Origin of the sequence: Stenotrophomonas sp. ZAC14D1_NAIMI4_1 (genome assembly GCF_003086775.1) — a bacterium.
Lineage (GTDB): Bacteria > Pseudomonadota > Gammaproteobacteria > Xanthomonadales > Xanthomonadaceae > Stenotrophomonas.
Genome location: NZ_CP026001.1, coordinates 358,659 through 382,688, shown reverse-complemented (window position 1 = coordinate 382,688; position 24,030 = coordinate 358,659). Strand labels below are relative to the sequence as shown.

Here is a 24,030-nt window from a genome sequence, read left to right as displayed (position 1 = left end):
GATGAGTACCCACGCAAGTTCTTCCCGCAGTTCCCTTGCACCGCGCCCTGCCCTGCTCGATGGCGCCGGCCTGCGCCGTGCGCTGGTCGAAGCGGTGCGCAAGCTCGCTCCGATGCACCTGGTGCGCAGCCCGGTGATGGCAGTGGTGATGGCCGGCACGATCGTCGCCGCCATCGTCACCCTGACCGGCAACGCGCCGCTGGGCTTCGGCCTGGCAGTGACCGCGATCCTGCTGGTGACCGTGCTGTTCGGCAATTTCGCCGAAGCCGTGGCCGAGGCACGTGGCCGCGGCCAGGCCGCATCTTTGCGCCGGGCCCGCCAGGATCTGGTGGCGCGCCGCCTGGCCGCCCCGCAGCCGGGAGCCGCCGAAGCGCAGGTGCCGGCCGCCGAGCTGCGCCCGGGCGACCATGTGATCGTCAGTGCCGGTGAGCTGGTGCCGGCCGATGGCGAGATCGTGCAGGGCCTGGCCACCATCAACGAAGCGGCGGTGACCGGTGAATCGGCGCCGGTGCTGCGCGAGGCCGGCACCGACCGCTCCGGCGTGATCGGCGGCACCAAGGTGCTGTCCGACCAGATCATCGTGCGGGTGACCGCCGAGCCGGGCCACAGCTTCCTGGACCGGATGATCGCGCTGGTGGAAGGCGCCAACCGGCAGAAGACCCCCAACGAGGTCGCGCTGACCCTGCTGCTGGCAGCGATGACGCTGACCTTCCTGGTGGTGGTGGCGACCCTGCCGGCCATCGGTGCGGCCGTGGGCGTGCAGGTCGATCCGCTGCTGCTGATCGCGCTGCTGGTGTGCCTGATCCCGACCACCATCGGTGGCCTGCTGCCGGCGATTGGTATTGCCGGCATGAACCGTGCGCTGGCCGCCAACGTGCTGGCCAAGTCGGGCAAGGCGGTGGAAGTGGCCGGCGACGTGGACGTGCTGCTGCTGGACAAGACCGGCACCATCACCTACGGCGACCGACAGGCCAGCCACTTCCACCCGCTGGCCGGCATCGACGCCAGCCAGCTGCGTGAAGCGGCACTGCTCTCTTCGCTGGCCGACCCGACGCCGGAAGGCAAGTCGATCGTGCGCCTGGCGCGCGAGCAGGGCTGCGCCACCGCCGAACCGGAGCAGGCCGACTACCTGGCCTTCAGCGCGCAGACCCGCATGTCCGGCGTTGACCTGGAACATGGACGCCAGATCCGCAAGGGCGCGCTGGATGCGATCCGCAACCACGTGCAGGCGCTGGGCGGCACAGTGCCGGCCGAGCTGGCCGGGCGCGTCGAGCAGGTGGCGCGCAACGGTGCCACTCCGCTGGTGGTGGCCGAGGGCCGCCACGTGCTGGGCGTGATCGAGCTGTCGGACGTGGTCAAGCACGGCATGCGCGAGAAGTTCGCGCAGCTGCGGGCGATGGGCATCCGCACGGTGATGATCACCGGCGACAACCCGCTGACCGCCGCGGCCATTGCGGCCGAGGCCGGCGTGGATGACTACATCGCCGAGGCACGCCCCGAAGACAAGCTGGCACGCATCCGCCAGGAGCAGGCCGGTGGCCGCCTGGTGGCGATGGTCGGCGACGGCACCAACGACGCGCCGGCCCTGGCCCAGGCCGACATCGGCCTGGCGATGAACTCCGGCACGCAGGCGGCGAAGGAAGCCGGCAACATGGTCGACCTCGATTCGGACCCGGCCAAGCTGCTGGCGGTGGTGGAAGTGGGCAAGCAGCAGCTGATCACCCGCGGCGCATTGACCACCTTCTCGCTGGCCAACGACGTGTCCAAGTACTTCGCGATCCTGCCGGCGCTGTTTGCCGCAGCGGTCCCGACCATGGCCGCCTTGAACGTGATGCAGCTGTCGAGCCCGCGCAACGCGGTACTGGCAGCGCTGATCTTCAACGCCCTGGTGATTCCTGCCCTGATCCCGCTCGCCCTGCGTGGCGTGCGCTTCCGCCCCGCCACCGCAACCGCGCTGCTGCGCCGGAACATGCTGGTGTACGGCCTGGGTGGCGTGCTGCTGCCGTTCGCGGCGATCAAGGCCATCGACCTCCTTCTTGTCCTGGTATCCGGCGCATGAACCGTTCTGTCTCCTCTTCCTCCCTGCCCCGCGAACACGCGGCCGAGGCCCGCGTGGCGCGCCTGCAGGACGATGCCACCTGGCGCCCGGCGATCGGCCTGGGCCTGGCCACCCTGCTGCTGGCCGGTGCGGTCTACGCCGGCATCGCCACCGGGTTCGCCGGCCTGAGCTACCCGACCCAGGCCGAAGGCAGCCTGCTGCGCGATGGCAGTGGCCAGGTGCGTGGTTCGGCGTGGCTGGCGCAGCCGTTCACCGGCGATGGCTACTTCCAGGCGCGCCCATCGGCGGCCAACTACGACCCGATGGCCGCGGCCGGTTCCAACCTGGCCCGCAGCAACCCGGCGCTGGCCGAGCGCGTGGCGGCCAGCACCGCTGCGGTGGCAGCGCGCGAGGGCGTGAGTCCGGCGCAGGTGCCGGCTGACCTGGTCACCCAGTCCGGCGCCGGCCTGGACCCGCAGCTGTCGCCCGCTGCCGCGCAGGTGCAGGTGGCGCGCGTGGCGCGTGCGCGCGGCCTGCCGGTGGAGCGCGTGCAGGCGCTGGTGCAGGCGCATACCGAAGGCCGCCAGTGGGGCGTGTTCGGGCAGCCGCGGGTGAACGTGGTGACCCTGAACTTCGCCCTGGACCACGCTGCACGGGCGCCGTGATGCCAGCCTGCACCGGCGGCGCGCACAATGGCGGCCATGACAGCAGCTGCGATGAATGATGCACGTACCCGCCAGGCCGATGCCCTGGTGGAAGGCCTGCAGCGCGAAGCCGGCGGCAAGCTGACGGTGTTCCTCGGCGCGGCGCCGGGCGTGGGCAAGACCTACACCATGCTGACCCGCGCGCAGGAACAGCTGCGCCGGGGCGTGGACCTGGTGGTGGCGGTGGTGGAAACCCACGGCCGCGTCGATACCCAGGCCCTGCTGGAAGGCCTGCCGCAGCTGCCATTGAAGGGCGTGGCCTACCACGGCCATGCCCTGCAGGAAATGGACCTCGATGCGGTGCTGGAGCGCCATCCGGCGCTGGTGCTGGTGGACGAGCTGGCCCATCGCAACGCGCCGGGCAGCCGCCATGAACGGCGCTGGCAGGACGTGATGGAACTGCTGGACGCCGGCATCGACGTCTGGACCACGGTCAACATCCAGCACCTGGAAAGCCTCAACGATGTGGTGATGCGCATCACCGGCGTGCGGGTGAGCGAGACCGTGCCCGACGGCGTGCTCGACCGCCTGCATGACATCGTTCTGGTGGACCTGCCGCCGCGCGAACTGATCGCGCGCCTGCAGCAGGGCAAGGTGTACGTGCCCGAACAGGCTGCGCAGGCGCTGCAGGCGTTCTTCTCGCCGGCCAACCTGACCGCGCTGCGCGAACTGGCGATGCAGGAGGCCGCCGACCGGGTCGACAGCAGCCTGCGCGAAACCCGCGCCGCACGCGGCGAAGGCAACCTGCCGCTGCGCCGCGGCGTGCTGGTGGCCATTGATGGCGGCGGCCAGAGCGAATACCTGGTGCGCGTGGCGCGGCGCATCGCCGAGCGCCGCGATGCGCCGTGGACGGTGGTGACCGTGCAGGGCCGGCGCCAGGACGAGGCGACCCGGCGCGAGATCGATGCGGCCTTCGCGCTGGCCCGGCGGCTGGGCGGCGAAGCCGAACTGCTGCATGGCTCGAGCATCGCCGATGCCCTGCTGGACCATGCCGCGCACAACGGCGTGTCGACGCTGGTGCTGGGGCGGACCCGCGAGCGGCCGCTGGCACGGATGTTCAACCGCACCCTGACCCAGCAGCTGATCCAGCGCGGCGCGCACTACGAGATCACGATCATCAGCACGCCGCAGGCGCGTGCGCGCGCGCGACGCGAAGGCCTGCTGCCACCGATGCGCGGCATCAGCCACGAGCCGCTGCAGGCACTGCTGGCCACGGCGCTGGCCTGCGGCGTGGCGTGGCTGGGCGAACGCTGGGTGGGGATGGCCGACCTGTCGATGGTGTTCATCGTGGCGGTGGTGCTGGTGGCCGCACGCACCCGCGCCAGCGTGGCGGTGATGGCAGCCATCCTGTGTTTCCTCGCCTACAACTTCCTGTTCATCGCGCCGCGCTTCACCTTCGCCATCGGCGCGCGGCAGGGCGTGATCACTGTCTTCCTGTTCCTGGCAGCCGCGCTGGTGGCCGGGCGCCTCGCCTCGCGCCTGCGCATGCAGGTGATCGCCCTGCGTGCGGCCAACCGGCATGCGCGCGCACGCCAGCAGCTGGGCCGGCAGCTGGCCAGCGCGGCCGGCAACGGCGAGGTGGCGCAGGCCGGCCGGCAGGCACTGGAACAGGCCATGGACGTGCCGGCCTGGCTGCGGATCGGCGCTGACACCGCCACCGGCGGCGGCGCCCAGCCCGGCGACACCGACCTGGCCGCCGCCGACTGGGCCCTGCGCCATCGCCAGCCCAGCGGCCGCTTCACCGATACCCTGGCCGGCGCGCAGTGGTGGTTCCTGCCGCTGCTGGATGGCGAAGACCGCGCCGTCGGCGTAGCCGGGCTGTACCTGCCCGGTGCGCAGGCCCGCCTGCTGCCCGAGCAGCGCCAACTGGCCGAGGCCATGGTCGACGACATCGCCCAGGCCGCGCTGCGCACGCAGCTGGTGGCCGAGCTGGAACAGGCCCACGTGAGCAACGAGACCGAGCGGCTGCGTTCGGCCCTGCTCTCTTCGGTGTCGCACGACCTGCGCTCCCCGCTGGCGGCGATGATCGGTTCGGCCGACAGCCTGGCCAGCTATGGCACGGCGATGGACGCGGCTGACCGGCGTGCGCTGCTGGACACCATCCTGGTGGAAGGCGAGCGGCTGGACCGCTACATCCAGAACCTGCTGGACATGACCCGGCTGGGCCACGAAGGGCTGACCATCCAGCGCGACTGGATCGGCGTGGACGAGCTGATCGGTTCGGCCGCGCGCCGCCTGCAGCGCTACCAGCCCAAGGTGCGGCTGGAACTGGATATCCCGGCCACGCTGGCGCCGATCTGGGTGCACCCGGCGCTGGTGGAACAGGCGGTGTTCAACGTGATGGAGAACGCGGCCAAGTTCTCGCCGCCCGATGCGCCGGTGCAGGTGCTGGCGCGCGAGCTGGATGGCCAGCTGCGCATCGACGTGATCGATGCCGGCCCCGGCATTCCCGATGACGAGCGCGCGCGCATCTTCGACATGTTCTACAGCGTCGAGCGCGGCGACCGCGGCCGCCACGGTACCGGCCTGGGCCTGACCATCTGCCAGGGCATGATCGGCGCCCATGGCGGCAGCGTGCAGGCGCTGCCGGGACGCGACGGTCGCGGTACCCTGATCCGCATCACCCTGCCCCTGCTCAAGCCAGCCGCCCACGATGAGCCCGACCCCGATTGATGCCAGCGTGCCAGCCGCGCGCGTGCTGGTGATCGACGATGAAACCCAGATCCGCCGGTTCCTGGACATCAGCCTGCGCGCGCAGGGCTACCAGGTGCGCCAGGCCGCCACGGGCCAGGAAGGCCTGGACATGGCCGCCAGCGAGGACATGGATCTGGTGATCCTGGATATCGGCCTGCCGGACATGGAAGGCCACGAGGTGCTGGCGCAGCTGCGGCAGTGGAGCCAGGTGCCGGTGATCATGCTGACCGTGCGCGCTGGCGAGCACGAGAAAGTGCGGGCGCTGGATACCGGCGCCAATGACTACGTGACCAAGCCGTTCGGCACGCAGGAACTGATGGCGCGGGTGCGGGCGCTGCTGCGCACCCGCAGCGTGCCCAGCGATGGCACCCCGCCGGTGTTCGACGATGGCCACCTGCACGTGGACCTGGTGCGCCGCGAGGTGGCGATCGACGGCGAGCCGGTGGCGCTGACCCGCAAGGAATACGCGCTGCTGTCACTGCTGCTGCGCAATGCCGGGCGGGTGGTGACCCAGCCGCAGATCCTGCAGGAGATCTGGGGGCCGACCCACCAGCAGGACACCCATTACCTGCGCATCCTGGTCGGCAAGCTGCGGCACAAGCTGGGTGATTCGGCGCTGGATTCGCGCTACCTGTTCACCGAGCCGGGGGTGGGGTTGAGGTTCAAGGGGTGAGCCGTGCCGACCAACGGTCGGCACCCACCAATATCGGTCAGAAGCCCAGCGGGGTGTCGCCCAGCAGGCCCTGCAGCTGGCTGCGGAACAGCGCCTGGATGCGTTCCAGCGCGGCGGTGTCGTTGCCTTCGAAGCGCAGCACCAGCACCGGGGTGGTGTTGGAGGCCCGTACCAGGCCCCAGCCGTCGGGGTAGTCCACGCGCAGGCCATCGATGGTCGACAGGCGGCCACCGGCGTACGGGTTGTCCTCCGACTGCGCCGCGGCCACCAGCATTGCCACCAGTGCATGCGGCGTCCCCGACGCCACCGGCACCTTCAGTTCCGGCGTGGACACCATGTCCGGCAGTTCCTCCAGCACCTCGTGCGGGGTCTCTTCGCGCTGGGCGAGGATTTCCAGCAGGCGGGCGGCGGCGTACAGGCCATCGTCGAAACCGAACCAGCGCTCCTTGAAGAAGAAGTGGCCGCTCATCTCGCCAGCCAGCTCGGCATCGGTCTCGCGCATCTTCGCCTTCATCAGCGAATGCCCGGTCTTCCACATCAGCGGGCTGCCACCGTTGCGCAGCACGTGGTCGGACAGCTTGCCGGTGCACTTCACGTCGTAGATCACCATCGCGCCGGGGTTGCGCATCAGCACGTCGGCGGCGAACAGCATCAGCAGGCGGTCGGCGTAGATGATCTTTCCTTCGCCGGTGACCACGCCCAGGCGGTCGCCATCACCATCGAAGGCCACGCCGAGGTCGGCACCGAAGCGCTTGACCGTCTGCACCAGGTCTTCCAGGTTGGCCGGTTCGCTGGGGTCGGGGTGGTGGTTGGGGAAGGTGCCGTCGACATCGCAGTACAGCGGGATGACCTCGGCGCCGATCGCTTCCAGCAGCTGCGGGGCGAACGCGCCGGCCACGCCGTTGCCGGCGTCGGCCACCACCTTCAACGGGCGGTCCAGCTGCACGTCGTCGGCAATGCGCTGGATGTAGTCGGCCGCGACCTCGCGCTGCTGGTAGTCGCCCGGCGCAGCGGCCTGTGCCAGGCGGCCTTCGCTGATGCGCTGGTAGAGGTCGGTGATGGCGTCGCCGGACAGCGTTTCGCCGCCGATGACCACCTTGAACCCGTTGTACTCGGGCGGGTTGTGGCTGCCGGTCACCGCCACGCAGGTGCCCGTGCGCAGGTGGAAGGCAGCGAAATAGACCAGCGGCGTCGGCGCCAGGCCGATGTCGATGACCGAACAGCCGGCGCGGCGCAGGCCCTCGGCCAGGCTGGCCGACAGTTCCGGGCCGGACAGGCGCCCATCGCGACCGACCACCACCTCGCGCAGCCCCTGTTCGAGGGCGACGGTACCGATGGCCTGGCCGATCAGCGCGGCGTTGCGCGCGTTCAACTCGGTGCCCACCACGCCGCGGATGTCGTAGGCGCGGAAGATGCCGGCCGGCAGATCCACCGGTGGCGGCGGCGGCACGGCCGGCGGGGTGCCGGCTCCGGCATCGTCCGCATCGGCGGCAGGCACTGCCGGTGCAGCCATCTGCAGGCTTTCGCGCAGGGTCGGGCCGTGATCGGCCTCGGCCGCAGCAGCACGACGCGCCGGCAACGGCAGCGACTTCGGCAGGCGGCCCCGGCCCACCGCCAGCAGCACGGCGATGAAGGCCAGCAACAGCGCCACGATGGCACTGGGCAGGGCGCCCAGGCCCAGCGGGCCCGGGTCGATGTTGGGCGCGCTGGCGGTCAGCCGCAGCGGGGTGCCCTTGATCGGCCGCGCCATCGCCTCGGCGCTGTCGGACAGACTGGTGTTGCCCTGGGCAACGATGTCATGCGCGCCCTGGCGCAGCGACAGGAACCCACTGGATGGCGTGCGCAGCTGGTCCAGCGGGCTGGTCAGGCGCAGCAGCGGCTGGCGTACATAGACCACGGCCGGGCCCAGCGAGCCCAGCTGCACCGGTGCCGCCAGGCCGAGGCGGTTGCCACCGCCATCACGGACCACGCGCAGCCCCGGCTTGCCGTCGGCCAGGACCGACTCCAGCAGCGCCAGGCGGGCATAACCGAAGGTCGCGGCATCGGCGTAGGCATCGGCCAGTCCGGCCGTCAGGACGTCCACCTGCTCCACCCCGGACCAGCTTTCACGCAGGGCCTGCGCGGCACCGGCGGCGTCGCCGGCCTGCAGCGACTGCTGTACGCGGTCACCCTTGAGATGCTGCTGCAGCTGCAGCAACTGGCCGGATGCGGCCTGCTGCACGCCCTGCACCGCCTCGTCGCGTACCTGCGCCAGCGTGTCCCCGCTGGCCTGCTGACGCCACTGCTGCACCGCGCTCCAGCCGAACCAGCCGGCCAGCAACAACAGCGCTGCACCGAGCAACGGCGCATTGCGCCCCAATGACTGCTTCTGCCGTCCTTCCCCGCTGCCGCTCATCAGTTTCCCCCGTCAACGCACCCCGGTATGGCCGAATCCACCCGTTCCCCGCACGCTGTCGGTGAAAGTATCCACCACCTGCAGGCTGACGCGGGCAATCGGTACGACAACCAGCTGGGCGATGCGGTCGCCCGGCTCGATGGTGAAGGCTTCGCGGCCGCGATTCCAGACGCTGATCAGCAGCGGGCCCTGGTAATCGGCATCGATCAGGCCGGTGCCGTTGCCCAGCACGATACCGTGGCGATGGCCCAGGCCCGAGCGCGGCAGGATCACGGCGCACAGGTTCGGGTCGCCGATGTGGATGGCCAGGCCGCTGGGCACCAGCGCGGTGTCGCCCGGCTGCAGGGTCAGCGCGGTTTCCAGCGCCGCGCGCAGGTCCATGCCGGCGCTGGCTTCGGTGGCATAGGCCGGCAGCGGCCAGCTGTCGCCGAAGCGCGGGTCGAGCAGCTTCACCTGCAATGCCTGCAGAGGGGCCACCGGGGTGGATGTTGCCTGGGTCATGCCTGGAGTCTCCGCGCGATCAGCGCCAGCAGTTGTTCGGCCAGCTCGCGCTTGGAGGTGGCCGGGAATACCTGTTCGCCGTCCTGCCAGAAGGCAGTGGCGGCATTGTTGTCGCTTTCAAAACCGCCGCCGCTGATGCCCACCTGGTTGGCGATCACCAGGTCCAGGCGCTTGTCGACCAGCTTGCCCCGCGCGTACTTCTCCACGTCGTGGGTTTCGGCGGCGAAGCCGACCACCAGCTTCAGCGACTGGGTCTGTGCGGCAACCTCGGCCAGGATGTCCGGCGTGCGCACCAGCTCGATCACCAGCGACTGGCTGTCGGCGGTCTTCTTCAGCTTCTGCGCGGCCACCTGGCGCGGGGTGTAGTCGGACACCGCGGCCGCGCCGATATAGATGTCCGCCGGCAGCGCATCCAGCACGGCCTCGCGCATCTGCGCGGCCGAGCGCACGTCCACCCGCTGCACGCCTGGCGGGGTCGGCAGCTGCACCGGGCCGCTGACCAGCACCACCTGGGCGCCGAGGGCGGCGGCGGCACCGGCCAGGGCGAAGCCCATCTTGCCGCTGCTGCGGTTGCCCACGTAGCGCACCGGGTCGATGTCTTCATAGGTCGGGCCGGCGCTGATCAGCAGGCGCAGGCCCTGCAGCGCGCGGGTTTCCGGCGCGGCGGGCCGGGCGGCCGGGGCGGTGCCGCCCAGGCTGGCCAGCGCGGCGACGATGTCGCCCGGCTCGGCCAGCCGGCCGGGACCGGATTCGCCCTCGGCCAGCGGCCCGTCGACCGGGCCGATGACCTGCGCGCCACGCTGGCGCAGCAGGGCGATGTTGGCCTGGGTGGCCGGGTGCAGCCACATGCGGTGGTTCATGGCCGGGCACACGGTGAGCGGCGCGGTGCTGGCCAGGCACAGGGTGCTGACCAGGTCATCGGCGTGGCCCTGGGCCAGGCGTGCCAGCAGATCGGCGGTGCCCGGCGCGACCACGATGCGGTCGGCCCAGCGCGCCAGTTCGATATGGCCCATGGCCTGTTCGGCGGCACTGTCCCACAGGGTGGTACGGGTGGGCTGGCCGGACAGGGCCTGGAAGCTGAGGGGGGTGACGAACTGCTGGGCACCGGCGGTCATCGCCACCTGGACCAGGGCCCCGGCGTCACGCAGGCGGCGGACCAGTTCCAGTGCCTTGTAGGCCGCGATCCCGCCGCCGACGCACAACAGCAGTTTCTGGCCTTCCAGCGCGCGGGCCGGCGCGGGGAGGGCGTTCGGGGAATCAGCCACCTGGAAATCCTGTGCAAACGAGGGCGCTAGCTTACCCGATGGCCGGTAACGTCCCGGTACACAGCGCACATAGCGCGCAGCTATCAGCAGATGGTGCTGCGACTACTTCATTTTCCGAATTGTCGCGCTGAGGTTTCAGAACATTCCTATACCTGTAACGGGCGCGGCTTCCGCAGAATCAATGCTGGCCCCCTCGGGTGCGCCATCTGCTATCCGAGGAGCCCACCGTGCCACCGCGCATCATCATCGCCGACGACCATCCGGTCGTACTGCATGGCATCCGCATCGTGCTCGAACGCCACAACATGTGCGTGACCGGTGCCGCCTCCGACGGAGCGGCATTGCTGGATCTGGTGGCCCGCCGACCCTGCCATGCAGTCCTGACCGACCTGGTGATGCCCGGCACCGGGCCCGATGGCCCCGAACTGCTGGGCACGCTGCGGCACCGCTACCCGGCGTTGCCCGTGGTGGTGCTGACCAGCGCGCGCCATCCCGGCCTGCTCGATGGCCTGCTGCGCGACGGCGTGCAGGGGCTGATCGACAAGAGCGCCGATTTCGCCGAACTGCCACGGGCGCTGCGCGCCGCCATCGCCGGGCGCACGTTCGTTTCCAGGCAGCTGCGCCGCCTGCTGGAATCCCGCGACCTGCTGCTGCAGCGGGTGCCCTGCGCGCCGTCGGCACGCGAACAGGAGGTGCTGGACCTGCTGGGCGACGGGCTGAGCGTGAACGCCGTGGCCGAACACACTGGCCGCAGTGCCAAGACCATCAGCCGCCAGAAGGCCGAGGCCATGCGCAAGCTGGGCCTGGACAACAACCAGGAGCTGTACGACTACCTGCAGGCCCAGCGCGCCTGAGGCATCGACTGACCGCTGCGGGCGGCAAACGCCGATGGCCGGCGCGGGCGGCGGCAGCGACCATGTGGCCATGCCCATCCATGACTGGCCCATCGACGAACGCCCGCGCGAGAAGCTGCTGACGCGCGGCCCCACTGCCCTGTCCGATGCCGAACTGCTGGCCCTGTTCCTCGGCTCCGGCTTCGGTGGCCGCGATGCGGTGCAGACCGCGCGCGACCTGCTCGGCAGCCACGGCCCGCTGCGGGTGCTGCTGGACCGCCCCGCCGCCAAGCTGGCCCGCCTGCCCGGGCTGGGGCCGGCGCGCAGCTGCACGCTGGCAGCCGGCCTGGAGCTGGCCCACCGCTACCTGGCCGCCGAACTGGCCCACGGCGAGAGCGTGGGCGACAACCCACTGGCGGTCGGCCGCTACCTGCAGCACCGGCTGCGCGGGCAGGCGCGTGAACTGTTCCTGGTGCTGTTCCTGGACAACCGGCACCGCCTGATCGCCTGCGAGGAACTGTTCGCCGGCACCATCAACACCGCCCCGGTCTACCCCCGCGAGGTGGTGCGGCGGGCCCTGCTGCACAACGCTGCGGCGGTCATCCTCAGCCACAACCATCCGTCCGGCGACCCGGAACCGTCCGGTGCCGATGCGCGCATCACCGAGGAGCTGCAGCAGGCCCTGGCCCTGGTCGATATCCGCCTGCTGGACCACTTCGTGATCGGCGAGGGGCGTCCGGTTTCATTTGCTGAACGGGGCCTGCTTCCGCAGGTGCAACCGCGCCTGTTCGGCTGAGTCCATCGCCCGCGACGCCCGGCTGCCAGAGGTCGCGGGCGTTCACATGGGCAGGCCGCGGTCAGCGTAGGTGCCGGTATCTGCGCTAAAATGGGCGATTCCGCCGCTCATTCTCACAGCAGGCCTCGTGAAAAATCTCCTCCGCGCCCTGATCAGCCAAGGCATCGAAGCCTTGCGCGCCAATGGCACCCTGCCCGCCGACTCCCTGCCGCCGGACTTCGTGGTCGAGCGCCCGAAGACCCGCGACCACGGCGACTTCGCCACCAATGCCGCCATGCTGCTGGCCAAGGCCGCGCGCAGCAACCCGCGCGCACTGGCCCAGGCGCTGGTTGAAGCGCTGCCGCGCAGCGAGGACGTCAGCAAGGTCGAGATCGCCGGCCCCGGCTTCATCAACTTCCACCTGGCCCCGGCCGCGTACCAGCGCGAAGCCGCCTCGGTCATCAAGGAAGCCCACGACTACGGCCGCAACCTGTCCGGCAATGGCCGCACGGTGGGCGTGGAGTACGTATCGGCCAACCCGACCGGTCCGCTGCATGTCGGCCACGGCCGCGCGGCGGCGATCGGCGACTGCGTGGCCCGCGTGCTCGATGCCAACGGCTGGAACGCCAAGCGCGAGTTCTACTACAACGATGCCGGCGTGCAGATCGAGAATCTGGCGCTGTCCGTGCAGGCCCGCATCAAGGGCATCGCACCGGACCAGGACGGCTGGCCGGAAGGCGGCTACCGCGGTGAGTACATCGCCGACGTCGCCCGTGCCTACCTGGCCGGCGCCAGCGTGGACCTGGAAGGCACCATGGTGGTCGGCGCCAAGGATCCGGACGACATGACCGCGATCCGCCGCTTCGCCGTGGCCTACCTGCGCAACGAGCAGAACCTGGACCTGGCTGCGTTCGGCGTCGACTTCGACATCTACTTCCTGGAAAGCTCGCTGTACGCCGACGGCAAGGTCGCCGAAGCGGTGGCCAAGCTGCAGGCCTCGGGCCACACCTACGAGGAAGGCGGCGCGCTGTGGCTGCGCAGCACCGACTTCGGTGACGACAAGGACCGCGTGATGCGCAAGTCCGACGGCACCTTCACCTACTTCGTGCCGGACGTGGCCTACCACCTGTCCAAGTGGCAGCGCGGCTACGAGCGCGCGATCACCGAGCTGGGCGCCGACCACCACGGTTCGCTGGCGCGCGTGCGTGCCGGCCTGCAGGCGATGGAAGTGGGCATCCCGCAGGGCTGGCCGGAATACGTGCTGCACCAGATGGTCACCGTCATGCGTGGCGGCGAGGAAGTGAAGCTGTCCAAGCGTGCCGGCAGCTACTTCACCCTGCGCGACCTGATCGAGGAAGCCGGCCGCGATGCGACCCGCTGGTTCCTGATCGCGCGCAAGCCCGATTCGCAGCTGACCTTCGACATCGACCTGGCCCGCCAGCAGAGCAACGACAACCCGGTGTTCTACGTGCAGTACGCGCATGCCCGCGTCTGCAGCCTGCTGCGCCAGGCGCAGGAGAAGGGCCTGGTGTACGACCAGGGCAACGGCCTGGGCAACCTCGGCCGCCTGGCCGATGACGCCTCGCTGCTGCTGATGAACGAGATCTCGCGGTACCCGGAAGTGGTGGAAGCAGCCGGCGTGGCGCTGGAACCGCACCTGGTCGCGCAGTACCTGCGTGAATTGGCGCATGCCTTCCACACGTGGTATCACGGGACGCCGGTGCTGGTGGACGACGCCACCGACCGCAATGCCAAGCTGACCCTGGCCTGCGCCGCGCGCCAGGTACTGGCCAATGGCCTCGACCTCCTGGGCGTCAGCGCCCCGGAAAAAATGTAAGTCTCAGGAGACGCAGTACACATGGCAGCACGACGCGGCAAAAGCCAGGCACGACGCAACAGCAGCAGCCAGGGCACACCCGGATGGGTGTGGCTGGTCGCTGGTGTGGCCATTGCCGCAGTGGTGTTCCTGGCGGCGCCGAACCTGTTCAAGGGTGAAGGCGATGGCTTCCTGCGTGCCGGCCCGCAGCCGAACCCGAACGCGCAGCCGGCCCCGGTTGCCGATGCCGACAGCGATGTCGGCAGCGAGCCGGCGGCCGCACCGGCCACGCCGAAGCCGGCCGAACCGGCCAAGCCGGCTGCCACCCAGTACGACTTCTACACCCTGCTGCCGGGCAAGGAAGTGGAAATGTCCGACGCCGAACTGGCCGCCAGCACGCGCGCCGAGGAACTGCGCCGGGCCAAGGCCGAGGCGCAGCGCGCGCAGGCCGCACTGGAAGGCAAGCCGGTTCCGGCGGCTGCGGCCGCAGCTCCGGCGGCGACCCCCAGCGTGGCCACCGCCACCCCGGCCACCCCTGCCGCACGCCCGCTGCCGGCACCGCTGAGCGAACGCCCGGCCACGCCGTCGGCATCGGCGGCGGCACCGGCCAGCACCAGCACCGCTGCGACCACGCCGGCCGCGCGTGCAGAGGCCGCGCAGGCCGCCGCTGCCGCACCGGCCGCTGCCGCCGACAACGCGCGCTACATCCTGCAGGCCGGCGCCTTCGGGGCGTCCGGCGATGCCGAAGCGACCAAGGCCAAGCTGGCGATGATGGGCCTGGCGGCACGGGTGGAATCGGCGCAGATCAACGGCAAGACCGTGTACCGTGTGCGCATGGGGCCCTACGGCAGTGCCGGCGAGCTGTCCGAAGCCAAGCAGAAGCTCGATGGCACCGGGCTGCAGGCGATGGCGATCAAGGCGCAGTAAGTTGTTGCGGATGTGAATGAAAAAAGCCGGGCATTGCCCGGCTTTTTTGCTTTTGTAGAGTCGAGCCATGCTCGACTGCCGCTGAATGCAGCCGAGCGAGAGCAGTCGAGCATGGCTCGACTCTACAAAGGCGATACGACGCCGGTCAGCCTTCGCGGGCGACCTGGAAGCCGGCAAACGACTGGCTGACCGGCATCAGTTCGAGGCGATTGATGTTCAGGTGCGGCGGCAGCGTGGCCACCCAGAAGATCTGCTCGGCGATGTCCTCGGCGGTCATCGGGTTGGCGCCGGTATAGAGCTTGTCCGAGGCGGCCTGGTCGCCATGGGTGCGGACCACGGTGAATTCGGTCTCGGCCATGCCCGGCTCGATCGTGGTCACGCGCACGCCGGTGCCGTGCAGGTCCGAGCGCAGCCCGAGCGAGAACTGGCTGACGAAGGCTTTGGTGCCGCCGTAGGCGTTGCCGCCCGGGTACGGGTACACGCCGGCCACCGAGGAAATGTTGATGATCGCGCCCTTGCGCTCGACCAGCAGCGGCAGCAGGCGGTGGGTCAGGGTCACCAGGGCGGTGATGTTGGTGTCGATCATGGTGGTCCAGTCCGACAGCTTGGCGTTCTGCGCCGGCGCCGTGCCCTGGGCCAGACCGGCGTTGTTCACCAGCAGGTCGATATCGCCGAAGGCCGGCGGCAGCGCCAGCAGGGCGGCTTCCATCGCCACCGGGTCACGCACATCGAACACGGCAGCGTGCACCACGTCCTTGCCATAGCGGTCGACCAGCGGCTGCAGGCGTTCGCCACGGCGGCCGGTGGCGATCACCTTCCACCCAGCCTGGGCGAAGCGATGGACGGCGGCGGCGCCGAAGCCGGAGGTGGCGCCGGTAATCAGGACGGTGCGGGTCATGCAGACAACTCCGTGAGGAACCAGACCCCCATTCTGGCACCGTCGACCGATGCCTGCGTTGCCCGATCAGGCCGCGATGGTCAGGCTGGGGTCAGCGCAGGCGGAACACGCGTGCCTTGGGCAGGTCTTCGTCCACCTGCAGGAACCAGCGCCCGGCGATGCCCGGGATCACTTCGATCTGCGGTGCCTGCAGGGTCCTGCGCAGCTTCATCTGGCCCTTCATCACCTGCCACTGCTGGCCATTGTCGAGGGTGAAGACGGTGCCGGGTTCCCAGCCGGCGACATCGCCCACCACCCGCGCCGTGACCGGGCCTTCTTCCAGGCCCAGGTGCATGGCGGCCGGGGCCGGAACGTTTGCCGGCAGGGGCGCCGCCGGTCGGGCGGCCAGGGCTGCGGGGGCCGGCGCTGCGGTTTCCGCCTCGCGCATCACCCGGTTCAGCGCCTGCAGCTGTGCCGGGCTCAGCCCCACTTCGGCCAGCTGGGCCGCGGTGAGGCGCTGTTCGACCGGCACGAAGCGGTCCTGGGCGGTGGCGGCGAAGCTGCTGGCGACCAGCAGGGCGGACAGGAGGAACCGGCGCATCGGCGAAGTCTCAGCGGAAGTGCGCACACTTTGCTACGACGGGATGACAGTCCGGTGACACGCGCCAGGCCGGTACAATGGGCCATGATCAACAACGATGTACTGCGCAGCGTGCGCTACGCGCTGGACCTGGGCGACCACCACGTGGTGACCCTGTGCCAGATGGCCGACCCCGCCTTCGTGGTCGATACCGAGCAGGTCAAGGCTTGGCTGCGGCGCGACGACGAGGCCGGCTTCGAAGCGATGAACGATGGCGCGCTGGCGCACTTCCTGGATGGCCTGATCGTGCACCTGCGGGGCCGCGACGAGAGCCAACCGCTGCGCGCGGTGGAAACCCGCATCGACAACAACCTGGTGCTGAAGAAGCTGCGCGTGGCCTTCCAGCTGCGCGACGTGGACCTGATGGAGATCTTCGCCAGCGTCGGCTTCAAGGTGTCCAAATCCGAGCTCGGCGCGCTGTTCCGCCAGCCCGGCCACACCAACTACCGGCGCTGCCTGGACCAGATGCTGCGCAACTTCCTCAAGGGCCTGAGCCTGCGCGTGCGCGGCTGAGCACGGCATCGACGAAGGCCCGCGCCGCCGGCGTGGGCAGGCGTTGCCAGGCCAGGTGCACGCGCCGGGTCGGGGTGGGCTGCAGCGGTATCCGCACCACCCCTTCAAACCCCTGCGCGATCAGCACCGGCACGATGCCCACCGCCAGCCCATGGCGGACGAAGCGCTCGATCAGCTCCATCTGGTTGACCTCGAAACGCACCGGGTGCGGCAGGCCGGCCGCGGCGAATGCATCGTCGGTCTGCCGGCGCGCGCCGGTCCCGCGCGCGAAATCCACCAGCGCCTCGTCCTGCAGCCGGGCCAACGGCAGCCGCGCCTGCCCGGCCAGCCGGTGCGTCGGCGCCACCACCGCCACCAGATCCTCCTCCTGCAGCATCTGGTGGCAGACGCCCTCCAGGCTGGCCGACGGTGCCAGCCCGACCAGGGCGACATCCAGTTCACGCGCCTGCACCTGCGCGATCAGGGTTTCGCTCTTGTCCACGCGCAGCTGGAATTCCACCTGCGGATAGGCCTCGCGGAAGGTGGCAAGGATGGCCACCACGTCGATGTCGGTGAGCGAGGAAATCTGCCCGATCGCCAGCGTGCCGCGTACCGTGCCGGTCACCGCGGCGACATCGGCGCGCAGGTGGCGCAGGCTGGCCTGTACCTGCCGTGCATGCACCAGCAGCGCCTCGCCAGCCGGGGTGACCCGCACCTGGCGCGGCAGGCGCTCGAACAGCGGCGTCCCCAGTTCTGCTTCCAGATGCGCGATCTGGTGGCTCAGCGCCGACTGCACCACGTGGCAGCGCGCGGCGGCACGGGTGAAGTTGCCCTCCTCGGCCAGGGCCACGGCGAATTCAAGCTGCTTGAGGTTCACGGCGTGCCGCCCCGCATCATCATCTGGTTTCCAGATGCCAAGGATGATGATGATTCATTTCCATCATCAATGCAGCAGGAGGACACTGTGCTCCCCACGTTCTGGAATGCCCCGTGAGCCCGTCCCTCCCTCCCCTGCACCGCTGGCAGGTGCTGCTGATGTCGGTGGCCACCGGCGTGGCGGTCGCCAGCAACTACTACGCGCAGCCGCTGCTGCACACCATTGCCGATGCCTTCGGCGTGCCGTTCGGCCAGATCGGGATGGTGGTGACGGCCGCCCAGCTGAGTTACGCCGCCGGCCTGATCCTGCTGGTGCCGCTGGGCGACCTGTTCGAGCGGCGGCGGCTGATCGTGGTGATGAGCCTGCTCTCGGCCACCGGGCTGGTCATCAGTGCCTGTGCGCCGTCGCTGGCCTGGCTGCTGGTGGGCACGGCCATCACCGGCCTGTTCTCGGTGGTGGCGCAGGTGCTGGTGCCGTTCGCCGCCACGCTGGCCGCACCGGAACATCGCGGCAGGGTGGTCGGCACGCTGATGAGCGGGCTGCTGCTGGGCATCCTGCTGGCGCGTACCGTGGCTGGCCTGCTGTCCAGCCTGGGCGACTGGCGCCTGGTCTATGCCATCGCCGCCGCCGTGCTGGTGCTGACCGCACTGGCCCTGCAGCGCGGGCTGCCGCGCTTCCACCACAGCGCCGGCCTGGGCTACTTCGCCCTGCTGCGTTCGATCGGCACCCTGTTCGTGCAGGAACCGGTACTGCGCCAGCGCACCCTGCTCGGTGCCTGCAGCTTCGCCATGTTCGCCATCTTCTGGACGCCGCTGGCCTTCCTGCTGGCACAGCCGCCCTACGAATACAGCGACGCCACCATCGGCCTGTTCGGCCTGGTCGGTGCCGCCGGCACGCTGGCAGCGGGGCTGGCCGGGCGCATGTCCGACCGCGGCCAGACCGGCCGCGCCACCGCCATCGCGCTGCTGATGCTGCTGCTGTCGTGGCTGCCGCTGGGCCTGTCGGCGCACTCGCTGCTGGCGCTGCTGGTGGGCGTGGTGGTGCTGGACCTGGCCGCGCAGCTGCTGCACGTCAGCAACCAGAACCTGATCTATGCGCTGCAGCCGGAGGCACGCAACCGCCTCAACGCCGGCTACATGACCGGCTATTTCATCGGTGGCTCGCTGGGTTCGCTGCTGTCGGCGCAGGTCTACCAGCACTTCGGCTGGGCCGGTGTATGCGAGGCCGGTGCCGCGGTGGCCGTGCTGGCCCTGCTGCTGTGGCTGCCCGGCGCGTGGCGTGCGCGCCAGGCGGCCATCGCCCGCTAGAAGCTGCCCTGCAGGGCCAGCTCCCAGCGCCCGCCGGCATTGCCGGGGAACAGCCGGCGCGCGGCATTGTCGGTGTCATGCACGGTGGCCCGCAGTTCCCACGCCGGTGCCAGGGTGGCGATGGCACTGAGCTGGCCATGCAGGTAGTCCGGGCCCTGTGCGTCGGCCAGCCAGTAGTGGCCGACGGCCGCTTCCAGGCGGAAGCGTTCGTTCAACGGCAGGCGTGCCCCCAGCTGTGCATAGGTGCCGCGATGGCCACCGGCCAGCGCATCGCTGGAATGGGCCAGCTGCAACCACGCCCGCTGCTTCCAGCTGAGCGTGGCGCCCAGTTCGGTCCAGTCCAGTGCACGGCCGGTGCCCGGGTAGAGGTAGCGGGTGAGGTTGGCATCCAGGGTCCAGTCCTGCGCCACCGCGCCGGACCAGCCGGCCACCAGGTCGAATTCACTGCGCGCACCGATGTCCGGGGTGAACGATACGTTCGATCCCCACACGCTGGCATACAGGCCTGTAGGCATAGCGAGCTTCGCCCCGGCCTGCACCGCCGGGTCGCCGCCGGTCTGCGAGCTGCCGCGCCACACGTAATCGCTGGTCACGGCCATGTTGCCGCTGGCCTGCACCTGCGCCTGCGCGCTGCCGATGCCGAGCAGGCCGGCCACCAGTGCGGCCACGGCCGCGCTCATCCCCTTGCTGTCCACTGCGTGGTGTTCCTCGTCGAAGGCGGTCGCGCCGCCGGGACGGCAGTGTCGGCGGCAGCGCCGTAACGGATCGATGGCGCAGCCACGCCCAACGCGCAAATTCACCGTAAAGCGACCGGGCGCCGGCAACAGGCGGGGTATCATGGCCGCCTGTTTCCAGGAACCAACCGCGTGGACGCCATCCTGACCCCGGTATCGATCGGCGAGCTGATCGACAAGATCACCATTCTCGAGATCAAGGCCGAGCGCATCGACGATGCCGCCAAGCTGGCCAACGTGCGCACCGAACTGGACGGCCTGCTGCCGTTGCTGCAGCAGCAGCTGCAGGCGCAGCCGGCGTTGGGCGCGCTGCGCACCCAGCTCAAGGCCATCAACGAACGCATGTGGGACATCCAGGACCAGCTGCGCGACAAGGAAGCAGCGCAGGTGTTCGATGATGCGTTCATCCAGCTGGCCCGCGGCGTCTACGGCACCAATGGCGAGCGCATCGTGGTGAAGAACGAGATCAACCGCGTCGCCGGCTCGGCGCTGGTGGAAGAGAAGCAGTACCAGGGCGAGTAAGCCCGCGCTTCAACAGGAGTCCAGCAGGTGGCGGATGCGGAACAGCTCGCCATCGCTGTGGATGCCCAGCTTCTGGTAGGCCGTCTTCTTCTGCGTGCTGATGGTGCTGGCCGAGCGCTGGAAGCGCCGTGCCACTTCGCCGGTGCTGCAGCCCTGCAACACCAGCCGCAGCACTTCGCGTTCGCGCCGGCTGAGGGGCGTGAGCGCTGGCGCAGGAACGCGCCGCGTGCGCGTTCGGTTGAGCTGCGTGCGCAGCTCCGGCGGCACGAAGCGGCCGCCCCACGAGAGCGTATCCAACGCGCGCAGCAGCACGTCCGGCGAGGTGGCCTTGGAGATGAAGCCACGCGCACCGGCCTTCATTGCGGTGGCCACCGTGCTGGCATTGCAGTGGGCCGACAGCACCAGCACGGGCAGTTGGGGGTAGCGCTGGGCCAGCTCGCGCAGCAGGGCCAGGCCATTGCCACGATCGCCCAGCGCGAACGCATCCACCACCAGCAGGTCCACTGACTGCGGGTCACGCTGCAGTCGTGCCAGCAGCAGTGCCGGGTCGGCATGACTGGCGCAGACCTGCACGCCGCTGTGCTGGCTCAACAATACTTCCACCCCCAGCCGCAGCACAGGATGCGGATCCAGCAGCGCCAGGCGACGCGGCTGATCGGAAAGCAGGGGAGGTAGCGCAGGTGGCATTGCTTCGGGTCCTGTTGCACAGGACCCCCACCGTAGGTGCGCGCCGCCCGCAGCGGAATCCAATTTCTTGCAATGCAACAGACGAGCGGTGCAGCGGTCACCTTTCATTCCGGTTCGTCAGAACGCGACAGGCCCGGCAATGCCGGGCCTGTCGGTGCACATCCAGCGCGCGGGGGGCGCTGCGGTGCAGTTACCAGCTGAAGCGCGGGCCGACGGTGTATTCCTTGTCGCCGTGGCGGTTCATCTTCAGCTCGCCGTTCAGGCCCCAATTCTGGTTCAGCTTGACCTGGCCACCCAGGCGGCCGTACCACTGGCCTTCCGGATTGACACCGTGCTTCTTCGAATAATCTTCGTAACCCACCAGGCCGTAGACTTCGGCGTGCGGGCCGAAGGCGGTGCGGATACCGGCTTCAGCGCTGTAGCCGTTGAAGTCCAGGCCGTGCTTCGGGTCGAACTTCTGGTAGGCGACGCGGGCAACGAAGTCGCTCGACGGGGCGATTTCAACGTTGTAGCCGGCACCGATCTTCCACTGGTCAACCTTCAGGTTGGTGTGGTCGATTTCCTGGCGGCTGTATTCACCGAAGGCATGGAAGTTCGGCAGGAAGCCATAGGAACCCTTGACGCCCCAACCGTCGGCCTTGATGCCGTCGACGTCGGTCTTGGCGTAGTCGGCTTCAGCGTAGTTGTAGGACAGGTTCTCGGCGGCCGAGGCAGTGAACGGCAGGGCAGCGGCCAGCGCCAGGGCAATCAGCGAATTCTTCATGGGGGTACACCTTTACTTTCTTATGTTGTGCAGCAGCGCCAGGGCGCCATCGCATCGGGAATGTAAATTCTCCGTTATTCGCCACAACGCTCCCTGAAAACAGCGACCTTCGCATTGCTGAATTTTTTGCCTTGATTCAGGCACTTTCAGGCATACGCGCGCGGTCGCGAACGCAGCTCTGGCGTGATTGCCGCGTGTTGCCAGCACCGTTGTCGATTTCCCCCACGCTGGTTCGTCGGGTCATTGAAGGCCGTGCATGTGGCACGGCCCACCTCGGAGGCAAGCGATGAGTTACATCGATGGTTTCGTCCTGGCGGTGCCCACCGCCAACAAGGAAAAATTCCTCGCCCACGCGCGCAGCGGCGACGTGGTGTTCATCGAGTACGGCGCGCTGCGCGTGGTCGAGTGCTGGGGCGATGATGTGCCACACGGCAAGACCACCGACTTCTTCGGTGCGGTGAAGGCCACGCCGGAGGAAACGGTGGTGTTCTCCTGGATCGAGTGGCCGGACAAGGCCACCCGCGATGCCGGCATGCAGAAGATGATGGAAGACCCGCGGCTGGATCCGGCGAAGAACCCGATGCCCTTCGATGGTGCGCGGATGATCTACGGTGGCTTCATCCCGATCTACGAACTGACCGCCTGAGCACCGATGGCCGGGCGCGCGTGCTCAGCGCGCGTCCGTGTCATCACTTCCGGCCGCATGGCCGGCGCCCAGCGCGGCGCCGGCACCCAGGCCCATGCCACCCATGCCGCCGCCCATGCCACCACCACCACCGCCGCGGCCGCCCTTGGCATCGCCGTCGTTGCGCCCCTTGCCGCTGCCACCGCCACTGCCACCGGGCCGGGTGGGCCCCTGCGGGGGGATGCGCAGATCGCCCGGGATGGGCGCCAGATCGAGTGCCTCGCGCACGAAGTCACGCAGCGATATCACCAGTTCGTGGGTGTGCACCGGCCGGCCCTGTGCCAGTTCCTCGGCGGCACGCGCGGCCAGGCGCACCTGTTCGTCGGTGCCCAGCAGCAGGATGTCGGACAGGGCAGCTTCGACCGCATCGCGGATGCGCCGGGCGCGGTCCGAGCGAGGCTCGGCGATGCCTTCGGCTTCTTCGCGCTGGCGCAGGTCACGGCGATGGGTGGGGTCCACGCCCAGTTCGCCGGTGAAGGAACCGCCCAGGGTCTTGTAGGCCGCCATCAGCGTGCGCAGGCGTTCGTTGATCTGCCGGTTCTCGCGCTCGCGGCGCTGCTGCAGGGTCTGCATCACCAGCAGGCGGATGCCCACGCCCAGCAGGGTGATCAGGACCAGGCCGGCCAGGGTGGACAGTACGCCCTGCCAGGAACTGAAATCGATACCGCGCATGCCCGGGGCTCCAGCGGGAAGAACCCGCATCTTGCCGCAAAGCCTGCCCCTGGAATGCGAAAGGCCCTCCCGCCCGGGGGGCGGAAGGGCCTTCTGTCACCGCGCGATTACTTGCGCTTGGCGACCTTGCGCACGGCCTTGGCCGGAGCCTTCTTGGCAACGGCCTTCTTGGCGACGACCTTCTTGGCCGGGGCCTTCTTGGCGGCAACCTTCTTCAGCGGGGCAGCCTTCTTGGCGACGGCCTTCTTGGCGACGGCGACCTTCTTGCCGACAACCTTCTTGGCAGCAGCGGTCTTCTTGGTGGCGACCTTCCTGGTGGCGGCGGCCTTCTTGCCGACGACCTTCTTGGCAGCGGCGGTCTTCTTGGTGGCGACCTTCCTGGTGGCGGCGACCTTCTTGCCGACAACCTTCTTCGCAGCCACGGCCTTCTTGCCGGCAACCTTCTTGGCGGCGACGGTCTTCTTGGCCACAGCCTTCTTGGCGGTAGCGACCTTCTTGCCGACAACCTTCTTGGCGGCCGCGGTCTTCTTGGCAACGGTCTTCTTGGCGACGGCAGCCTTCTTGGTGGCGGCCTTCTTCACAGTGGCGACCTTCTTGCCGGCAGCCTTGGTGGCGGCCTTGGTGGTCTTCTTGGCCGCAGCGGCCTTCTTGGTCACGGCCTTGCCGGCAGCCGCCTTCTTCTTGGCCACTTCCTTCTTCAGGGCAGCGGCTTCGGCCTTGGCGTTCTTCTTGGCCGTTTCCAGCTTCTGCTTCGCCTTGGCGACGGTCTTGCCGACCGACTTGGCAGCCTTCTCGGCCTTCTTGGCAACGGTCTTCTCGACCTTGACCACAGCCTTCTTGGCCTTGGCAACGCGGGTACCGGCAGCCTTGGTGGCGCGCTTGACGGTCTTCTTGACCGACTTCACGGCGTCTTCGGCGGCGTGGGCGATGGTCTCGCCAACGTTGGCGGCGGTTTCTTTAACGTTCTCGACGGCGTCGGTCACGACCGACACACCATTACCGTTGCTCATGTTGCCCTCCTGGGGGCCTGGATTGTCAAAACGGGGCGATGCTATACCGACATTGTCCATCGTGGAACGGGGCGCACATATCCAATCGCATCGGATGCGACGGCCCTGGTGTAAGCGACAGCCACTGCCAGGCCGACCTTCAT

At 69.3% G+C, this 24,030-nt stretch carries 23 protein-coding genes; 12 read left to right on the top strand and 11 right to left on the bottom strand.

Annotated features, from left to right (window positions below; genetic code table 11):
- Position 1 precedes the first annotated feature (1 nt).
- The 4 genes from kdpB to C1927_RS01700 are packed head-to-tail and all read left to right on the top strand — an operon-like array spanning position 2 to position 6,109.
- Positions 2-2,059: a potassium-transporting ATPase subunit KdpB gene (kdpB, locus tag C1927_RS01715; RefSeq protein WP_108745769.1), complete on the top strand. Its 2,058-nt coding sequence runs from the start codon at positions 2-4 to the stop codon at positions 2,057-2,059.
- Complete coding sequence (gene kdpC, locus C1927_RS01710; RefSeq protein WP_108745768.1) at positions 2,056-2,703, top strand: potassium-transporting ATPase subunit KdpC; 648 nt, start codon at positions 2,056-2,058, stop codon at positions 2,701-2,703. The genes kdpB and kdpC overlap by 4 nt, the downstream gene beginning before the upstream one ends.
- 51 nt (positions 2,704-2,754) lie before the next feature.
- Positions 2,755-5,415: a sensor histidine kinase KdpD gene (locus C1927_RS01705; protein WP_079224995.1), complete on the top strand. Its 2,661-nt coding sequence runs from the start codon at positions 2,755-2,757 to the stop codon at positions 5,413-5,415.
- The gene (locus C1927_RS01700) at positions 5,396-6,109 is read left to right on the top strand and encodes a response regulator transcription factor (RefSeq protein ID WP_079224994.1); all 714 of its coding nucleotides are present in this window, start codon (positions 5,396-5,398) and stop codon (positions 6,107-6,109) included. The genes C1927_RS01705 and C1927_RS01700 overlap by 20 nt, the downstream gene beginning before the upstream one ends.
- Before the next feature lie 37 nt (positions 6,110-6,146).
- Here the strand turns inward: C1927_RS01700 and C1927_RS21630 are convergent, their stop codons facing one another.
- From C1927_RS21630 to coaBC, 3 genes are read right to left on the bottom strand one after another with little or no spacing between them, the layout of a single operon-like run.
- Entirely contained in the window at positions 6,147-8,504 is a 2,358-nt protein-coding gene (locus tag C1927_RS21630) for a phosphomannomutase/phosphoglucomutase (RefSeq protein ID WP_108745767.1), read from the bottom strand.
- Between the two features lie 12 nt (positions 8,505-8,516).
- The gene (gene dut / locus C1927_RS01690) at positions 8,517-9,005 is read right to left on the bottom strand and encodes a dUTP diphosphatase (RefSeq protein WP_079224983.1); all 489 of its coding nucleotides are present in this window, start codon (positions 9,003-9,005) and stop codon (positions 8,517-8,519) included.
- Positions 9,002-10,270: a bifunctional phosphopantothenoylcysteine decarboxylase/phosphopantothenate--cysteine ligase CoaBC gene (gene coaBC, locus C1927_RS01685; RefSeq protein ID WP_108745766.1), complete on the bottom strand. Its 1,269-nt coding sequence runs from the start codon at positions 10,268-10,270 to the stop codon at positions 9,002-9,004. Before coaBC ends, dut begins: the two co-directional genes overlap by 4 nt.
- A 227-nt stretch (positions 10,271-10,497) precedes the next feature.
- Here coaBC and C1927_RS01680 point away from each other — a divergent pair, with 227 nt between their 5' ends.
- From C1927_RS01680 to C1927_RS01665, 4 genes are all read left to right on the top strand, one after another.
- Positions 10,498-11,124 (top strand): response regulator transcription factor, encoded by a 627-nt coding sequence (locus tag C1927_RS01680; protein ID WP_108745765.1) that lies wholly within the window; start codon positions 10,498-10,500, stop codon positions 11,122-11,124.
- 70 nt (positions 11,125-11,194) lie between these two features.
- Entirely contained in the window at positions 11,195-11,899 is a 705-nt protein-coding gene (gene radC / locus C1927_RS01675) for a DNA repair protein RadC (protein WP_108747747.1), read from the top strand.
- A gap of 127 nt (positions 11,900-12,026) precedes the next feature.
- Positions 12,027-13,715, top strand: coding sequence for an arginine--tRNA ligase (gene argS, locus C1927_RS01670; protein ID WP_079224978.1), 1,689 nt, complete (start codon positions 12,027-12,029; stop codon positions 13,713-13,715).
- A gap of 21 nt (positions 13,716-13,736) precedes the next feature.
- A complete protein-coding gene (locus C1927_RS01665) occupies positions 13,737-14,621 on the top strand; it encodes an SPOR domain-containing protein (protein ID WP_108745764.1) in 885 nt (294 codons plus the stop codon).
- A 145-nt stretch (positions 14,622-14,766) separates the two neighbouring features.
- Here the strand turns inward: C1927_RS01665 and C1927_RS01660 are convergent, their stop codons facing one another.
- A complete protein-coding gene (locus tag C1927_RS01660; RefSeq protein ID WP_079224974.1) occupies positions 14,767-15,519 on the bottom strand; it encodes an SDR family NAD(P)-dependent oxidoreductase in 753 nt (250 codons plus the stop codon).
- 91 nt (positions 15,520-15,610) lie between these two features.
- Entirely contained in the window at positions 15,611-16,099 is a 489-nt protein-coding gene (locus C1927_RS01655) for a hypothetical protein (protein WP_108745763.1), read from the bottom strand.
- 84 nt (positions 16,100-16,183) lie between these two features.
- On the opposite strand from C1927_RS01655, the gene C1927_RS01650 reads away from it, so the two are divergent.
- Positions 16,184-16,651: a DUF1456 family protein gene (locus C1927_RS01650; RefSeq protein WP_079224971.1), complete on the top strand. Its 468-nt coding sequence runs from the start codon at positions 16,184-16,186 to the stop codon at positions 16,649-16,651.
- On the opposite strand, the gene C1927_RS01645 is transcribed toward C1927_RS01650, so the two are convergent.
- Positions 16,620-17,507 (bottom strand): LysR family transcriptional regulator, encoded by an 888-nt coding sequence (locus C1927_RS01645; protein WP_079224969.1) that lies wholly within the window; start codon positions 17,505-17,507, stop codon positions 16,620-16,622. The genes C1927_RS01650 and C1927_RS01645 overlap by 32 nt on opposite strands.
- Positions 17,508-17,665: 158 nt before the next feature.
- Between C1927_RS01645 and C1927_RS01640 the strand changes: the two genes are divergently transcribed.
- Positions 17,666-18,814, top strand: a complete 1,149-nt coding sequence (locus tag C1927_RS01640) for an MFS transporter (protein ID WP_343125699.1) — start codon at positions 17,666-17,668, stop codon at positions 18,812-18,814.
- On the opposite strand, the gene C1927_RS01635 is transcribed toward C1927_RS01640, so the two are convergent.
- The gene (locus tag C1927_RS01635) at positions 18,811-19,509 is read right to left on the bottom strand and encodes a TorF family putative porin (RefSeq protein ID WP_079224966.1); all 699 of its coding nucleotides are present in this window, start codon (positions 19,507-19,509) and stop codon (positions 18,811-18,813) included. The two genes, C1927_RS01640 and C1927_RS01635, sit on opposite strands and share 4 nt — an antisense overlap.
- Before the next feature lie 171 nt (positions 19,510-19,680).
- Between C1927_RS01635 and C1927_RS01630 the strand changes: the two genes are divergently transcribed.
- Positions 19,681-20,070, top strand: coding sequence for a DUF6165 family protein (locus C1927_RS01630; RefSeq protein ID WP_079224964.1), 390 nt, complete (start codon positions 19,681-19,683; stop codon positions 20,068-20,070).
- A 9-nt stretch (positions 20,071-20,079) separates the two neighbouring features.
- Here the strand turns inward: C1927_RS01630 and C1927_RS01625 are convergent, their stop codons facing one another.
- Both C1927_RS01625 and C1927_RS01620 read right to left on the bottom strand, forming a co-directional pair.
- Positions 20,080-20,757, bottom strand: a complete 678-nt coding sequence (locus C1927_RS01625; protein ID WP_079224962.1) for a response regulator transcription factor — start codon at positions 20,755-20,757, stop codon at positions 20,080-20,082.
- Positions 20,758-20,947: 190 nt separating this feature from the next.
- Complete coding sequence (locus C1927_RS01620; protein WP_079224960.1) at positions 20,948-21,520, bottom strand: Ax21 family protein; 573 nt, start codon at positions 21,518-21,520, stop codon at positions 20,948-20,950.
- Positions 21,521-21,806: 286 nt separating this feature from the next.
- Here C1927_RS01620 and C1927_RS01615 point away from each other — a divergent pair, with 286 nt between their 5' ends.
- Positions 21,807-22,166, top strand: coding sequence for a DUF1428 domain-containing protein (locus C1927_RS01615; protein ID WP_079224958.1), 360 nt, complete (start codon positions 21,807-21,809; stop codon positions 22,164-22,166).
- A gap of 24 nt (positions 22,167-22,190) precedes the next feature.
- Here the strand turns inward: C1927_RS01615 and C1927_RS01610 are convergent, their stop codons facing one another.
- Positions 22,191-22,877: a hypothetical protein gene (locus tag C1927_RS01610; protein WP_079224956.1), complete on the bottom strand. Its 687-nt coding sequence runs from the start codon at positions 22,875-22,877 to the stop codon at positions 22,191-22,193.
- A gap of 107 nt (positions 22,878-22,984) precedes the next feature.
- Positions 22,985-23,887 (bottom strand): histone, encoded by a 903-nt coding sequence (locus C1927_RS01605; protein WP_108745761.1) that lies wholly within the window; start codon positions 23,885-23,887, stop codon positions 22,985-22,987.
- Positions 23,888-24,030 lie beyond the last annotated feature (143 nt).

Coding starts and splice junctions, on each gene's coding strand:
- C1927_RS01625 (WP_079224962.1), bottom strand. CDS start 20,757: ATGCCACCTGCGCTACCTCCCCTGCTTTCCGATCAGCCGCGTCGCCTG.
- C1927_RS01660 (WP_079224974.1), bottom strand. CDS start 15,519: ATGACCCGCACCGTCCTGATTACCGGCGCCACCTCCGGCTTCGGCGCC.
- C1927_RS01655 (WP_108745763.1), bottom strand. CDS start 16,099: ATGCGCCGGTTCCTCCTGTCCGCCCTGCTGGTCGCCAGCAGCTTCGCC.
- kdpB (WP_108745769.1), top strand. CDS start 2: ATGAGTACCCACGCAAGTTCTTCCCGCAGTTCCCTTGCACCGCGCCCT.
- radC (WP_108747747.1), top strand. CDS start 11,195: ATGCCCATCCATGACTGGCCCATCGACGAACGCCCGCGCGAGAAGCTG.
- C1927_RS01620 (WP_079224960.1), bottom strand. CDS start 21,520: ATGAAGAATTCGCTGATTGCCCTGGCGCTGGCCGCTGCCCTGCCGTTC.
- dut (WP_079224983.1), bottom strand. CDS start 9,005: ATGACCCAGGCAACATCCACCCCGGTGGCCCCTCTGCAGGCATTGCAG.
- C1927_RS21630 (WP_108745767.1), bottom strand. CDS start 8,504: ATGAGCGGCAGCGGGGAAGGACGGCAGAAGCAGTCATTGGGGCGCAAT.
- C1927_RS01610 (WP_079224956.1), bottom strand. CDS start 22,877: ATGCGCGGTATCGATTTCAGTTCCTGGCAGGGCGTACTGTCCACCCTG.
- C1927_RS01605 (WP_108745761.1), bottom strand. CDS start 23,887: ATGAGCAACGGTAATGGTGTGTCGGTCGTGACCGACGCCGTCGAGAAC.
- kdpC (WP_108745768.1), top strand. CDS start 2,056: ATGAACCGTTCTGTCTCCTCTTCCTCCCTGCCCCGCGAACACGCGGCC.
- C1927_RS01640 (WP_343125699.1), top strand. CDS start 17,666: ATGTCGGTGGCCACCGGCGTGGCGGTCGCCAGCAACTACTACGCGCAG.
- C1927_RS01665 (WP_108745764.1), top strand. CDS start 13,737: ATGGCAGCACGACGCGGCAAAAGCCAGGCACGACGCAACAGCAGCAGC.
- C1927_RS01650 (WP_079224971.1), top strand. CDS start 16,184: ATGATCAACAACGATGTACTGCGCAGCGTGCGCTACGCGCTGGACCTG.
- C1927_RS01615 (WP_079224958.1), top strand. CDS start 21,807: ATGAGTTACATCGATGGTTTCGTCCTGGCGGTGCCCACCGCCAACAAG.
- C1927_RS01705 (WP_079224995.1), top strand. CDS start 2,755: ATGAATGATGCACGTACCCGCCAGGCCGATGCCCTGGTGGAAGGCCTG.
- C1927_RS01700 (WP_079224994.1), top strand. CDS start 5,396: ATGAGCCCGACCCCGATTGATGCCAGCGTGCCAGCCGCGCGCGTGCTG.